We start from the raw sequence: 14,885 nt of genomic DNA, 5'->3' as shown, positions 1-14,885 counted from the left end.
TACCTAACTTATTATGCTATAACAATATCATTTTTATAACTTACTATATTCTCTATTTTAGAGAAGTTAGAAAAGATTGTAGTAAATATTCCAACAAAAACCATTCTTGAGAAAAACTTTTTATTTGTATCTTTTAAAACTAATTTGTATATTGAAAAAGCAACAAATATATATATTAAAACTATTGGAAATATAATTATTCCTGACATTTTCCACTCCCTATAAAATTTATCTTCATTTTTATATCCCCTTATAAATATAATATCTTTTCAAATTTTATTATTCTATCCAAATATTTTAATAATTAATTCTATTTTTATTACTTAAATTTTTTATTTTTTGCTACTTTTTTTGATAAGAAATACTTATATTATTTGAAGTATGTATTTAAGTTATTTGTATTTATAAATCTATAATTATTTATAAAAACTAGAGTGTTGTTTTTGTAGTAAAAAGTACTATATATATTTTTGTAAGTTAAAAATTTATAGTACTATTTTAGATTTTTTGTACATATTCATCTATTTTTGATTTTGGTGTTGATTTTGTCGTTGGAATTTGAAGAATTTTAAATTTTTCACTATTTTCAAGATATTTTATCTCTATAATATCTCCAACCTTTACCTCTTTTGCTTTTTTAACGGCATTTCCATTTAAAAATACAACTTTATGTTCTAGCATATCTTCTGCTATTGCTCTTCTTTTTGTGATATTTACACTGTTTAAAAATTTATCTATTCTCATAAGTTTGATTATATTGAAATAAAAATTAAAAGTGCTTAAATGGTTTTATAGTAAAAATTTGGTATTATCCCGCCTATAAATTACCAAAACTAGGAAAAATAATGAGTAAAAAAGATATAAAAAAAGTTGTACTTGCATATAGTGGAGGCTTAGATACTTCTATTATTTTAAAGTGGCTTCAAGAGGAGTATAGTGCTGAAGTTATTACTTTTACAGCTGATTTAGGACAAGGTGAAGAGGTTGAACCAGCAAGAAAAAAAGCAATTGCTTGTGGAATTAAACCTGAAAATGTTTATATTTTAGATTTAAAAGAGGAGTTTGTAAAAGATTATGTTTTCCCTATGTTTAGAGCAAATGCTATTTACGAAGGTGAGTATCTTTTAGGAACATCAATAGCAAGACCACTGATTGCAAAAAAACTTGTTGAAATTGCAAATGAAAAAGGTGCACAAGCTGTAAGTCACGGAGCAACTGGAAAAGGAAATGACCAAGTTAGATTTGAACTAGGAGCATTAGCACTAAATCCAGATTTAAAAGTAATTGCTCCTTGGAGAGAGTGGGAGTTAAACTCAAGAGAGTCACTACTTGAGTATGCAAAAAAACATGGAATTGAAATTTCACAAAAACATGTTGATGAAAATGGAAACCCAAAAATAAGCCCATATTCAATGGATGCAAACCTTTTACATATATCTTATGAAGGGCTTCATTTAGAGAACCCAGCTGCTGAGCCTGAAGAGTCTATGTGGTTATGGACAACATCTCCTGAAAAAGCTCCAGATAAGCCAGAGTATATTGAAATTGAGTATAAAAATGGAGACCCAATTGCACTAAATGGTGAGAAATTATCTCCTGCTTCTTTACTTGAAGCTTTAAATAAACTTGGAAATAAACATGGTATTGGAAGAGTTGATATTGTTGAAAATAGATATGTTGGTATGAAAGCTCGTGGTTGTTATGAGACTCCAGGTGGAACTATTATGTTAAAAGCTCATAGAGCTATTGAATCTTTAACTTTGGATAGAGAAGCAGCTCATTTAAAAGATGAGTTAATGCCAAGATATGCAAAACTAATTTATCAAGGATATTGGTTCAGTCCAGAGAGAGAAATGCTTCAAGCTGCAATTGATGCAACTCAAAAAAATGTAGAAGGTAAAGTAAGATTAAAACTTTACAAAGGAAATGTTATGGTGATTGGAAGAGAGTCATCAAAATCTTTATATGATGATGCATATTCAACTTTTGAAAAAGATGAGGTTTATAACCAAAAAGATGCAGAAGGATTTATCAGACTTAATGCTTTAAGACTTGTTATTGCAGGTAAAAAACAAAGATAATTTTAATAACTGGGACTTCGGTCCCAGCTAACTAAATATCACTCACTACTTATAGCTTTTTTAGTATCATCATAAATTTCACTTGCTACCTCTTTTGTTCCATTCCAAACTTCTTTTGAAACTTTTTTAGTACTATCCCAAGCCTCTTTACTGTCCTCTTTTACACCTTTGTATGTAGAACTACAACCTGTAAAAATCATAATAAATGATAAAAATATAAGTACTTTTTTCATACTTTTCCTTTAAAATTTGTTTTAATTATAGTAAATTTTAATTTAAATAAAATTAGTTTCTAAACTCCAACTTTAAAAGGTTTTTTTCTATTAAATCTTTGTTTAATACTCTATTTTCCTTTATATTTCCTATATTTGAAGGAGTTTGAAGATAATTTTGAATATAAAAAATATCTTTATATCCTAAATTGCAAGCCTCTTTTATCATAGAGTTTATATCATTTTCTTCTATTAGTGTGCCATTTACTGTAGTTCTTAACTCAAAAGGAAATTTTATATCTATTAGATATTTTAATGTTTGTAAAAAATTATCATAAGAGTTTTTTAGAGTGATTTTCTCAAACTTCTCTTTTGGGGCTTTAAAATCAAGTGAAATAAAGTCTATTAAATTTTTATCTATTAAGTTTTTTACTCTTTTTGTATTTACTCCATTAGAATCTAGCTTTATTTTAAAATTCATTTTTTTAACTCTAGTACAAAATGGCTCTATTTCGTGCATTGTGGCTTCTCCACCACTTAAAACAACGGCTGTAAGAAGATTTTTTCTATTATTTAAAAACTCTAAAATATCATTTTGAGAGTATTTTGCAGTTTTAGCAAAAACAATATTGTCGTTGTAGCAGTAGCTACATAGTAAATTGCAAGAGATATGCCAAACTATACAGGCTAGTTCGCCTGTATAGTCTGTGGTAGTAAATTTGGTAAAATCATAAACAATTTTTTGATTCAATAAACTGTTTTCTTTGTCTATGTTCACCTTTTTTTCCTATATTAAAGCTCTCAACTGGTCTATGGTAACCCATAACTCTAGTATATACTATACATTTACTTCTTTTTTCAATATTCTTTTCAAGCAATTTTATCTTTTCCATCTTTTAACTCCTTTTGTAAAATTTCATCATCACATTTTGGGCAATACTCATGCTCACCCACCAAATAACCGTGAACTGGACACACAGAAAATAACGGTGTAATAGTAATATATGGTAATCTAAAGTTTGAGATTACATTTTTTACCAGTTTTTTACAAGCAATACTACTTGAGATTTTCTCTTTCATATACAAATGAAGCACAGTTCCACCTGTATATTTACACTGTAAATCATCTTGTAGGCTTAATGCTTCAAAAGGATCATCTGTAAAATCAACAGGGATTTGTGATGAATTTGTATAGTAATTATTTTCTTTTGTTCCAGCTTGAATAATATCTGTGTATCTTTTTATATCCTCTTTTGCAAATCTATATGTTGTTCCTTCTGCTGGAGTTGCTTCAAGATTATATAAATTTCCTGTTCTATCTTGATATTCAAGCATTTTTGTTCTCATGAAATCAAGTAAATCAATAGTAAACTCTATTCCAATTTCAGTCGATAAATCAATACTCTCATCTTCAAAGAAGTTTTTTAACATCTCATTCATACCATTTACACCAATAGTTGAAAAGTGGTTATTGAAGTGTGGTAAATATCTTTTTGTATATGGATAAAGCCCTCTATCATACATACTTTGTACAAAAACTCTTTTTCTCTCCAAGCTATCTTTTGCCAAATCCATAAGCTCTTCTACACGATTATATAGTGCTTTTATATCATTTTTATATAGATATCCAAGCCTTGCCATATTAAGTGTAACAACTCCAATACTTCCAGTCATCTCTGCACTTCCAAAAAGTCCACCACCTCTTTTTAAAAGTTCTCTTAAATCTAGTTGAAGTCTGCAACACATACTTCTTACATGCCCTGGTTTATAGGCTTCATCGTTTGGAATTAAGTTTCCTTTTTCATCTTTTTTATATTGACTTCCTACAAAGTTTTGAAAATAAGAACTTCCTATTTTTGCACTGTTTTCAAACAATATATCTGTATTTTCACCATCCCAGTCAAAATCTTCAGTAATATTAACTGTAGGAATTGGGAAAGTAAAAGGTTGCCCTGTTTTATCGCCTTGCGTCATTACTTCATAATAAGCCTTATTTATAGCATTCATCTCTTTTTGAAAGTGCTTATATGTAAGCTCTTCAAAGCTAGTAACTCCCCTACTTCTTGCCTCTTGTAGAAGTTCAACATCATACAAATCTTTCAAAAGATGCTTCTGGTTTCTTGTTGGAATTTGATCTTTTAAATCAACTGGTACTGTCCAATCTATTGTGATATTTGTAAATGGACTTTGTCCCCATCGTGCAGGAACATTTAGGTTGTAAATAAAGCTTCTAATAGCCTTTTTTATCTTTTTAAACTCCAATTTATCTTTAAAAACATAAGGAGCTAAATATGTATCAAAAGAGCTAAAAGCTTGTGCTCCAGCCCATTCACTTTGAAGTATTCCTAAAAAATTTGCCATTTGTCCTAAAGCTTCTCTGAAGTGATTTGGAGCTTTGCTCTCCACTCTTCCACGAACTTCATTAAATCCCTCATCTAGTAGTACTCTTAAACTCCAACCAGCACAATAAGCACTTAAACAATCTAAATCGTGAATATGAATATCTGCATTTCTATGAGCATAGCCTTGCTCTTTTGTGTAAATTTTATCTAGCCAGTAGTTTGCTATTAGTTTTCCAGCACTATTATTTATAAGACCTGCATGAGAATATCCTGTATTTGAGTTTGCTTTAATTCTCCAATCAGTTTTATTTATATACTCTTGTATAGTTTGAGTTGAGTTTACATAGGTTGTATCTTCATTTAAACCTAAAATCTGCTCTCTTTGGATTTTATGAAGATGTCTATAAAGCATAAAACTCTTCATCACAGCAAAATATTCTGCTTTATATAACTCTTTTTCTATGCAATCTTGAATCTCTTCAACTGTTTTTATCTTTTTTGATTTAATTTCAAATAGAACATTAAATAGTATAGTTTTATTATAAGGAGTGTTTTCACTTCTAAATGCCTTTTTTATTGCATCTTCAATTTTAAACTCTTCAAACTTCTCTTTCTTTCCATCTCTTTTTATAATATCTATCATTTATGCACTCCTTTAACAAACAGTGAAAATTTAACCAAGATGTACTTAAGTAGGAATAACTAAAAATGTCACAAAAGTGTCATTTTATAATAGGTTTTAAAAGCTATCTTTAAGTGTTTATAAAGATAAATTAACTAAAATGTTCACTTTTAATATTAAGGAAAATAAAATGAGACACTTCTTAAGTTTAATGGACTTCTCTAAAGAGGAAATTTTAGATATTTTAACTCTTGCAAAAAAAATCAAAGATGATGCAAAAGCAGGAAAACACAAAGATTATATGCCAAAAAAAATTCTAGGAATGATTTTTGAAAAGAGTTCAACAAGAACAAGAGTATCATTTGAAGCTGGAATTTATGAGCTTGGTGGTGTAGGATTATTTTTATCATCAAATGATATTCAACTAGGTCGTGGTGAACCTATGAAAGATACTTCAAGAGTAATTTCAAGAATGGTTGATATGGTAATGATTAGAACTTTTGAGCAAGAAAAACTTGAAGAGTTTGCAAAATATTCTAAAGTTCCTGTAATAAATGGTCTTACAGATAAACTTCACCCAATTCAATTAATGGCTGATTATCTTACAATTATGGAAGAAGGGCTTGATAAAAATCTTGTTGTTGCATATATTGGAGATGGAAATAATATGGCTCACTCTTGGCTAAATCTTGCAGCAAAACTAGGATTTGAGCTTAGAATTGCAACTCCAAAAGCTTATCAAGTAGATAAAGATGTTTTAGCAAAAGCTTTAGCTGAAGCTAAAAAATCTGGTGCAAAAATAACTTTAGGGTTTGATCCAAAAGAAGCAGTTAAAAACGCAACTGTTGTGACAACTGATACTTGGATTTCAATGGGGCAAGAGGCTGAAAAAAATATGAGAATTAAAGAGTTTAATGGTTTTATTGTAGATGACCAATTAATGAGTCTAGCAAATAAAAAAGCTATTTTCCTACATTGTTTACCTGCATACAGAGAGTATGAGGTTAGTGAAGCAGTTCTTGAAGGTTCTCAAAGTAGAGTTTTTGAAGAGGCTGAAAATAGACTTCATGCTCAAAAAGGTATTATGGTTTGGTTAGATCAAAAAAGAGATTGTAAAGCTGAAACAAAAAAAGATAAAGAGAAGAAAAAAGTTAAAAATAAGAAAGATAAAAAATAGATGATAGATTTTGCTAAATTTGTAAAATATTCTAAACCAGGTCCAAGATATACTTCATATCCAACAGCACCTGAGTTTAGTGTGGATTTTACAAAAGATGATTTAATAAATTACTTCAAAAATCAAGATAGTAAAAGAGATTTATCTTTATATTTTCATCTTCCTTTTTGTAGAAGTGCATGTTATTTTTGTGGTTGTAATACAATTTTTACATCAAAAGAAGATAAAAAAGTACGATATATTGAGTATATAAAAAAAGAGCTAGATATTTTAAAAAATTATTTAGATACTTCAAGAGTTGTTAGCCAAATGCACTTTGGTGGTGGAACTCCTACATTTTTTTCACCAGAACAACTGCAAGAGCTAATCTCTAAAATAAAAGAAGTTTTCCCAAATTTTAAAAGTGATGCTGAAATTTCTTGTGAAGTAGATCCTAGATATTTTACAAAAGAGCATATGGATGTACTTAAAGCTGGTGGAGTAAATAGGCTTAGTTTTGGAGTTCAAGATTTAGATGAAACTGTACAAAAAACAATTCATAGGATACAACCTTTTGAGCTGACTCAAAATGTTATAAAAATTGCAAGAGATGCTGGAATTAAATCAATTAACACTGATTTAATTTATGGTTTACCACATCAAACAAAAGAGAGCTTTAAAAATACTTTAGAACAAATGCTTACTTTAAGCCCTGATAGATTTGCAGTTTTTAATTATGCCCATGTTCCTTGGCTTATGAAAACTATGAGAAAGTTTGATGAATCAACATTTCCTAGTCCAAATACAAAACTAGAGATGCTAAAATCAACTATAGATTTCTTTACATCAAATGGTTATAAAATGGTAGGAATGGATCACTTTGCAAAGCCTGATGATGAACTATTTCTTGCTATAGAAAAAGGTGAACTTCATAGAAATTTCCAAGGATATACAACTAAAGGTGGAGCTGATTTAATGGGAATTGGAGTTACATCTATTGGAAATGGTGTTGATTATTATGCACAAAACTTTAAAGATTTAGAAGAGTGGGAGAAAGCTATTGATAAAGGTGAACTTCCTGTATTTAAAGGTTATAAATTAAGTGGAGATGATATTTTAAGACAATATGTAATTATGGAGCTTATGAGTAATTTTTCTTTAAATATTAAAAAGGTAGAAGAGCAATTTAAAATCTCATTTAAAGAGTACTTTAACGATGCCCTAAATGCTTTAAAAGAGTTTGAAGATGCCCAACTTTTAAAAGTTTTTGATGATAGAATTGAAGTTTATCAAACTGGTTCTATGCTTATAAGAAATATTTGTATGCCATTTGATGCATATTTAAACAATATTCCAGAAGAAAAAAGAAGATTTTCTAAGACAATTTAAATCAAAAGTAGCAAATTATAAAATATTTTGCTACTTTTTAAACTCTTTAAACTCAGATATATAATTTTCCAAGCTACTTAAATCTAAATTATCATTAAACTTTATATCCAAATCCATTAGATATAAATCTTTTATATTAAAATCTTTTAGTTTCACATAATCCTTTAGAGTCGTTAAAATAGCATAATCTTTGTATTTCTCTAAAATCTCATTAAGCTCTTGTTTTGTGAAGTTGTGATGATCAGCAAATGCTAAAAGTTTCACATTTTTTGGTACAAATTCAAGCAATCTTTTTGGTTTTGAAATAGCTGTTAAAAGAAGAGTTTTTTCTGGTAGTATTGATTCTTTATCTAATTCAACTTTTTTGATTGTTACAACTCTTTTAAAATCTCTACCCTCTTTTAACTCCAAATCACAAAGTGCATAAAAACTTTTTGGCTCTCTATAAGCTCCACTTGGAAGGCAAAAATCATTTGTTGGCTCTTTTTTTGCTCTTAGTAAAATATCAAACTTTTTTATACTATATTTTGAAAACCCATCATCAAGAAAGATTATTTTACAATTTAACTCTTTTGCTTTTTCTATTGCTTTTGCTCTATTTTCACTTACAATTACAGTTGCATTTTTTAAAGATAGTGCCAAAACCATAGCTTCATCGCCACTTGTTTTTACATCTACTTTTATATCGCCTTTATTGGAAACTACAAAAAGCCCTTTTGATTCTCTTCCATATCCTCTTAAAATAACACAAGCATCATCATATTTTTTTGCTAGTGCAATAGCAATAGGAGTTTTCCCACTTCCACCAACAACAATATTTCCAATAGAGATAATAGGAATTTCAAAATCTATTTTTGAAGTTGATGCTCTTTTTAGCAAGACAATAAACATATAAATAAGAGTAAAAGGAAGAAATAAAAAGGAGATGATTTTTTGAAAAGAGTTTGGAAAGAAGAGATAATCTTCAATCCAAAAAATAAGCTTTTCTTTCAAGCTTATATCCACTCTTTTGCAACTTCAACTACTGTATTACAAATATAATTTACATCTTCATCTGATAAACTAGCATAAATAGGCAAAGATAAAATTTGCTGGTAGTTATTTAAAGCATTTGGAAATGCTGTTATTTTTATAGAATATTTTGATTTATAATAAGATAAAAGATGAAGTGGAATATAGTTTAGGGCTGTAGATACACCTTTTTCTTTTAAAGCTCTAGCAAAGGCATCTCTATTTCTTGAAATTTTTATAATAAATTGAGTGTATATATGTTCACTTTTGTGAGGTAAAATTGTAATATGTTTTACATCTTTTAATTTTTCTTCATAAATCTTTGCAATTTCTTGTCTTCTTTTTATAAAAGAGTCTGTTTTTTTAAGCTGTGCAATTGCATAAGCAGCATCAAGCTCTGATAAATCAAATTTATGACCAATATCATCAACATCATAAACATAATCTAAGTTTCCGTAATTATCATAAGCTGTTGTAATTGCATGAGTTCTTAATAATTTTGCTCTTTTTGCTAACTCTTCATTATTTGTAACTAAAACTCCAGAACGACTTATTGCATATTTTGAAGGAGATGGATTTGTAGAGAAAATTGTCATATCTGCTTTTAAATTTCCTACTTTTTTTCCTTTATAAGTAGTTCCTAAAGCAGCTCTACAATCCTCTATTATTAAGATATTATGTTTTTTAGCAATTTCATAAATTTTATCTAAATCAGGTGCAAGACCTCCAATAAAGGTAATAATTGCAGCTCTTAGTTTTTTTGATTTATTTGCTATTATTGTTTCTTCAAATTTTACAATATCTAAATTCATATCTTCAAGGCTAATATCTACAAAAATAGGTTCTGCATCAAAATGTCTTACAGTTTCAGGAAGATTTACAAAAGAGTTTACACTCATTAAAATTTTATCGCCTCTTTTAAGTTTCATAGAGCTAAGTGCCAAATGAAGTGCAGCAGTTGATGTTGCAGTTGCTATAGAGTATTTACAGCCAATATATTTATTTATAAGCTCTTCAAATTCTAAAACTTTTGATAAATCATTTTTTGCTTCAAGTACTGATCTAATTTGATTTAACTCTTCACTATCTAAAGTTGCTTTATAAATTGCTATATTTTTACTCATTTTTATCCTTAATTAATTTTTGCTATCTTTGGTAATTCTCTTTTAAACTTATTTATTTCAACTCTTCTTGAAATTGTATTAATAAACTCTTCATCAAAGCCAATTTCCAATAGTGTTTCTTTGCTTTTTTTCTCATCTATCATAGCTTTTAAAAGAGTATCTAACTCTTTGTAGCTATAACCTAAATCTGCTTCATCACTTTGACCTTCCCATAAATCAGCACTAGGTTTTTTATCTATAATCTCACTATTTACACCTAAAAATCTAGCAAAATCAAATAAATCACTTTTATATAGATTTCCAATTGGATTTAAAGCACAGGCTAAATCACCAAAAATAGTTCCATATCCTAAAAGTAGTTCACTTTTATTTGAAGTTCCAACAACTAAAGCCCTATTTTTAGCACTAATATCAAATAAAACTGTCATTCTAAGCCTTGAAGATAAATTGCCAACTCTTAGATTATCATTTTTTATATTGTCTATATAAGCATTTAACATAGGTTCAATTGAAATAATTTCGTGCTTTATATCAAATTTTTCACAAAGCTTTAAAGCATCATCAACTGAAGCTTTTGATGAAAATTGAGATGGCATTAAAACACAATGCAAATTATTTGGAAAAGCCTCTTTACATAAAACTGCAACAATAGCTGAATCAAGCCCACCAGAAAGTCCAAGAACAACATTTTTATGCCCTGTCTTTTCTACTTCATCTTTTAAAAAATCAATTAATTTTTGCTTAATTTTTATCCAGTCAATCATTTTTAAATCCTAATTTAAGATTATATATCATCTTTCTTTGTTTTTTGATAAATCTCATCTAAATAAGTAGAGTTTCCATTTTTTTGTTCAACTTTTTTATCAATTAGCCTAAAAACAATATCTTTTAGCTCATCTTCATCAAAATAGTTTAGGTAGTTTGGGTTTATATCAATTTTTTCATCTGTTGAGATTTTAAGTAGCTCTTTTATCTCTTCTATTAACTCTTGTTTTATATCTATCATTTCTCTTCTTTTTCAAATTTTCTTAAAATTTCATCCAAATATAGCTCCATTTTTTTCTCACCTATATCATCTTTTGCACTTCTACAACATCCACAAGAACTTCCTGCATCTGTTAAAGTTGCTAAATCTTGTAAAGTTTTTGCCCCTTTTTCTTTTATTGCAAATATAATCTCGCCTAAACTTACTTGTTTACATTCACAAACTATATATGAGTGATGAAAGTTCCTAGCCATCTTATATTCCCCTACTTTTTTTAATAATTTCATAAGCTTCATTTAGCTCTTGAAGTTTTTTTGTAGCTTCATCTATTTTACTTTGTGTTCCACCTTTTCCAGCGATAATATCAGGGTGATTTTGTTTTACAAGCTCTCTATATTTTTTCTTTATCGTATTGTCATCATCATTTTGTTCTGCATTTAAAATAGTATAAGCTTTTTCAAGACTAAACACTTCTTGCTCTTTTATATTTTTATGGAAATTTTCTAATTTTTCTATTATTGAGAAATAGTCTTTTGAATCTATTTTTAAGGCTTTTGCTATATCTTCAGTTATCTCTTGCTCTTGTTTTGAAAAATCACCATCTATAAATGCAAGATTTAAAATATACTCAAGATATTTAATTCTTATTTCATAATCATTTCTTGTTAAAGAGTATAATCTTTCACAAATAATTAATAAATTTGAGAAGTTATCTTTTTCATTATTATAAAGCTCTTTTAATCGACCTCTTACTTCATCACTATTTTCAAAATGGCTAGAAATATCTGTGAAAGTGTGTTTTATAAGTTCTGCTTCAAGCTCTCCAACCCTTCCATCAGCCTTTGCAACTTTTGCTAAAAGTGCTATTAAAAGCCCTGCTTCGTGATTTAAAATATCTCCTCTAAAAAACTCTTTTCTTTTTAAATTTATATTTTTAAACTCTTCTGTTTTGTAGTTTTTTGCAATAAAATATAAAATAATAACTACAATTGTTAATACAAAAAATTCCATTTTTTATAACCTTTTGTTTAAATTTTATTTGATTTGATTTTATCAAATCTATACTGAGAGTAAAAAATTAAGATTTCCTTTTTTAGTTAAAATAATACTATAATAGCTTCTATTAACGAAACATTAATTTCTAAATAATAGAATTTCGCGAAAAACTAAACTAAAAAGGACTATTTTGAATTTTAAAAATATTTTGTTCTCTTTTAAAACAACACTCGTTTTATTGGCTTTTTTGGCTGCAGGAGCTGGTGTTGCTACTTTTATAGAAAATGATTTTGGTACATCAAGTGCCAGAGTTTTGGTATATAACAATATTTGGTATGAAGTTGTAATGGTTCTTACTGCAATAAATCTTATTGGAATTATATATAGATTTAAAATGTGGAAAAATCTTCCAAGATTTCTTTTTCATTTTGCATTTGTTGTAATTTTAATTGGTTCAATAATAACTAGATATATTGGTTATGAGGGAATTATGCAAATTCCAGAAGGTACAACTACAAATAAGATGATTTCATTAGAGCCTTATTTACAAATTACAGTTAAAGATGGTGATGAGATTATTGTACACGAAGAGCATCAAGAAGAGTTTACATCTTTATTATCTTCATTAAATAATTTTTCATATACAAGTACTTTTGATAATAATATTTTAACTATCTCTTATAAAGATTTTATGTTTGCAAAAAAAGATAGTGCATCTATGGGTCTTTTAACTGTTGAAGCTACATTTAATGATAAAAAAGAAGAGGTAAGACTTCCTGGGCTTAGAGGGCAAATAGGAGTTCCAAGAGAACTTAAATTTGATAGATATACTATTGTTTTAGAGTATGGTTCAAGATATATGGATCTTCCTTTTGCTATTAGATTAAATGAATTTCAACTAGATAGATACCCTGGATCTATGAGTCCATCATCATATGCTTCTGAAATTACAGTTATAAAAGATGATAAAACTTATGATTATAGGATTTTTATGAATAGAACTTTAAGTGAAGGAAACTATCTATTTTTCCAAAGCTCATATTTTCCAGATGAAACAGGAACGGTATTATCTGTAAATAATGACCCTGGAAAATGGCCAACATATCTAGGTTATTTTTTACTAGCTCTTGGTCTATTTCTAAACTTTTTTGATAAAAAATCAAGATTTAGAAAACTTACAAAATATGTAAGTGGCAAAAATTTAGCTATGTTTATTTTAGCCTTTGCACTATTTTCAAATACAAATTTAAGTGCAAATGAGCAAAAAAGCGATGAAAAACAAGTAGATAAAGTTGAACAAATTGTTGATTATTTAAATAAATTAAAAGATGAATCTAAAGTTACTGCTGATAAATTTGGACATTTAATAGTACAAAGTAATGGTGGAAGAATGAAACCACTTGCAACTTTAAATAGAGAAATTATCCAAAAATTAAGTGGTCGTTCGTCATTTTTAGGTATGAATGCAAATCAACTTGTTTTAGGGATGTTATCAAATCCAGATATTTGGAAAGATGTAAAAATTATCAAAATCCAAACTCCAAAATTAAAAAAATTCTTAAATATTCCAGTAGAAGAAAATTATATATCGTTTTCTGAAGCTTTTAATAATAAAGGTGAATATCTTTTAGCTACTGAAACTGAAAAAGCTCTTCAAACTAAGCCAATTGAACGAGGAACTTATGAAAAAGACCTTATTAAAACTGATGAGAAATTAAATATTATTTATTCAGTATTTAATGGTGCTTTATTAAATATTTTTCCAAAAGTATATGATCAAGGAAGTGCAGATGATAACTTCAAATGGTACTCACCTCTTGATGCTATGCAAAACTTTACTGGACAAAATCAGTCAGCAATTCAAAGTGTTGTAAGAGGTTTAATGTCTTCTTTAGCAGAACATAATTGGGAAGCAGCAAACAATTTTATTGATATGACATCTTTATATCAAGATAAAGTTGGAACAAATATCAAACCTAGTAAAGAAAAAATAAATGCAGAGATAATTTTTAATAATTTAGATATTTTCTTTAATCTTACTTTAGCTTATGTTCTTCTAGGCTTTATAATGGTTATTTTAGCGTTGGTTGTGATATTTAAACCAACTTTCAAAGCAGAAAAAACTACAAAAACTGTGTTTACTATTTTAGCTATACTTTTTGCTATACAAACATTTGGAATGGGATATAGATGGTATCTTTCAGGTCATGCACCATGGAGTGATATTTATGAAACTTTGATTTATATCTCTTGGTCTGCTGTTTTTGCTGGAGTTATCTTCTTTAGAAACTCTTTACTAGCTTTAGGAGCTGCTACAATTATTGCTGGAATTTTTATGTTTACAGCTCACTTAACAGATGTTGATCCACAAATTACAAATTTAGTTCCTGTTTTAAAATCTTACTGGCTAACTATTCATGTATCTATTCTAACAGCTTCTTATGGCTTCTTTGGACTTAGTGCAATTCTAGGTTTCTTAACATTAATTATGTTTATTTTTAGAAAAAATAGACCTCACTTAGATGATATTATCAAACATATTGGTGCTATAAATGAGATCTCTTTAATCATTGGTTTGGCATGTATTACAATAGGAAACTTCCTTGGTGGAGTTTGGGCAAATGAGTCTTGGGGAAGATATTGGGGTTGGGATCCAAAAGAGACTTGGGCTTATGTATCAATCGTTGTTTATGCAATAGTTCTTCACCTTAGATTTGTAAAAATTCTAAATACTCCTTATGTATTAGCAACTGCTTCACTTCTAGGATTTAGTTCTATTATGATGACATATTTGGGAGTAAACTTCTATCTATCTGGAATGCACTCATATGCAACAGGTGATCCTGTTCCAATTCCAACTTGGGCTTATGTAACTGTTACAACTGCAATACTAGCAATAGTTTTAGCATATAGAAATAGAGATTTAAAAAATACAGAGCAAGGACTTTAGTCCTTGCAAAAGCTGGG

16 protein-coding genes are annotated in these 14,885 nt (G+C 28.3%); 4 read left to right on the top strand and 12 right to left on the bottom strand.

The window, feature by feature from the left end; translation table 11 throughout:
* Positions 1-11 precede the first annotated feature (11 nt).
* A complete protein-coding gene (locus IQC44_RS01700; protein WP_198304467.1) occupies positions 12-209 on the bottom strand; it encodes a hypothetical protein in 198 nt (65 codons plus the stop codon).
* A gap of 289 nt (positions 210-498) precedes the next feature.
* Positions 499-744 (bottom strand): S4 domain-containing protein, encoded by a 246-nt coding sequence (locus IQC44_RS01695; protein WP_198304466.1) that lies wholly within the window; start codon positions 742-744, stop codon positions 499-501.
* 101 nt (positions 745-845) lie between these two features.
* Here IQC44_RS01695 and IQC44_RS01690 point away from each other — a divergent pair, with 101 nt between their 5' ends.
* The gene (locus IQC44_RS01690) at positions 846-2,081 is read left to right on the top strand and encodes an argininosuccinate synthase (protein ID WP_198304465.1); all 1,236 of its coding nucleotides are present in this window, start codon (positions 846-848) and stop codon (positions 2,079-2,081) included.
* A gap of 38 nt (positions 2,082-2,119) precedes the next feature.
* Here the strand turns inward: IQC44_RS01690 and IQC44_RS01685 are convergent, their stop codons facing one another.
* The 4 genes from IQC44_RS01685 to IQC44_RS01670 are packed head-to-tail and all read right to left on the bottom strand — an operon-like array spanning position 2,120 to position 5,278.
* Positions 2,120-2,314 carry a hypothetical protein gene (locus IQC44_RS01685; protein ID WP_198304464.1) on the bottom strand — a complete coding sequence of 65 codons (195 nt, stop codon included), beginning with the start codon at positions 2,312-2,314 and terminating at the stop codon, positions 2,120-2,122.
* 52 nt (positions 2,315-2,366) lie between these two features.
* On the bottom strand, positions 2,367-3,071 hold the full coding sequence (locus IQC44_RS01680) for an anaerobic ribonucleoside-triphosphate reductase activating protein (protein WP_257120155.1): 705 nt from the start codon (positions 3,069-3,071) through the stop codon (positions 2,367-2,369).
* Complete coding sequence (gene nrdD, locus IQC44_RS11645; protein ID WP_198304463.1) at positions 3,022-3,186, bottom strand: anaerobic ribonucleoside-triphosphate reductase; 165 nt, start codon at positions 3,184-3,186, stop codon at positions 3,022-3,024. The genes IQC44_RS01680 and nrdD overlap by 50 nt, the downstream gene beginning before the upstream one ends.
* Complete coding sequence (locus tag IQC44_RS01670) at positions 3,164-5,278, bottom strand: ribonucleoside triphosphate reductase (RefSeq protein ID WP_198304462.1); 2,115 nt, start codon at positions 5,276-5,278, stop codon at positions 3,164-3,166. The genes nrdD and IQC44_RS01670 overlap by 23 nt, the downstream gene beginning before the upstream one ends.
* A 169-nt stretch (positions 5,279-5,447) precedes the next feature.
* Here IQC44_RS01670 and argF point away from each other — a divergent pair, with 169 nt between their 5' ends.
* Together argF and hemN are read left to right on the top strand one after the other, a co-directional pair.
* On the top strand, positions 5,448-6,434 hold the full coding sequence (gene argF, locus IQC44_RS01665) for an ornithine carbamoyltransferase (protein ID WP_198304461.1): 987 nt from the start codon (positions 5,448-5,450) through the stop codon (positions 6,432-6,434).
* Positions 6,435-7,802 (top strand): oxygen-independent coproporphyrinogen III oxidase, encoded by a 1,368-nt coding sequence (gene hemN, locus IQC44_RS01660; RefSeq protein WP_198304460.1) that lies wholly within the window; start codon positions 6,435-6,437, stop codon positions 7,800-7,802.
* Between the two features lie 30 nt (positions 7,803-7,832).
* Here hemN and IQC44_RS01655 read toward each other — a convergent pair whose 3' ends face one another.
* The 6 genes from IQC44_RS01655 to IQC44_RS01630 are packed head-to-tail and all read right to left on the bottom strand — an operon-like array spanning position 7,833 to position 11,933.
* Entirely contained in the window at positions 7,833-8,795 is a 963-nt protein-coding gene (locus tag IQC44_RS01655) for a tetraacyldisaccharide 4'-kinase (protein ID WP_198304459.1), read from the bottom strand.
* Positions 8,796-8,797: 2 nt separating this feature from the next.
* Positions 8,798-9,937: a DegT/DnrJ/EryC1/StrS family aminotransferase gene (locus IQC44_RS01650; RefSeq protein WP_198304458.1), complete on the bottom strand. Its 1,140-nt coding sequence runs from the start codon at positions 9,935-9,937 to the stop codon at positions 8,798-8,800.
* Between the two features lie 8 nt (positions 9,938-9,945).
* On the bottom strand, positions 9,946-10,701 hold the full coding sequence (locus IQC44_RS01645; RefSeq protein WP_198304457.1) for an NAD+ synthase: 756 nt from the start codon (positions 10,699-10,701) through the stop codon (positions 9,946-9,948).
* Between the two features lie 20 nt (positions 10,702-10,721).
* Positions 10,722-10,943: a hypothetical protein gene (locus IQC44_RS01640; RefSeq protein WP_198304456.1), complete on the bottom strand. Its 222-nt coding sequence runs from the start codon at positions 10,941-10,943 to the stop codon at positions 10,722-10,724.
* Entirely contained in the window at positions 10,940-11,176 is a 237-nt protein-coding gene (locus IQC44_RS01635) for a (2Fe-2S)-binding protein (protein ID WP_198304455.1), read from the bottom strand. Before IQC44_RS01635 ends, IQC44_RS01640 begins: the two co-directional genes overlap by 4 nt.
* Position 11,177: 1 nt before the next feature.
* Complete coding sequence (locus tag IQC44_RS01630) at positions 11,178-11,933, bottom strand: TerB family tellurite resistance protein (protein WP_198304454.1); 756 nt, start codon at positions 11,931-11,933, stop codon at positions 11,178-11,180.
* Positions 11,934-12,108: 175 nt separating this feature from the next.
* Here IQC44_RS01630 and ccsA point away from each other — a divergent pair, with 175 nt between their 5' ends.
* Positions 12,109-14,868 (top strand): cytochrome c biogenesis protein CcsA, encoded by a 2,760-nt coding sequence (gene ccsA, locus IQC44_RS01625; RefSeq protein WP_198304453.1) that lies wholly within the window; start codon positions 12,109-12,111, stop codon positions 14,866-14,868.
* Positions 14,869-14,885: the final 17 nt, after the last annotated feature.

The sequence above is a fragment of the Arcobacter vandammei genome, from assembly GCF_016106035.1.
Taxonomy (GTDB): domain Bacteria; phylum Campylobacterota; class Campylobacteria; order Campylobacterales; family Arcobacteraceae; genus Aliarcobacter; species Aliarcobacter vandammei.
The sequence above is the reverse complement of the archived record's forward strand: the minus strand, read 5'-3'. Positions and strand labels throughout refer to the sequence as shown.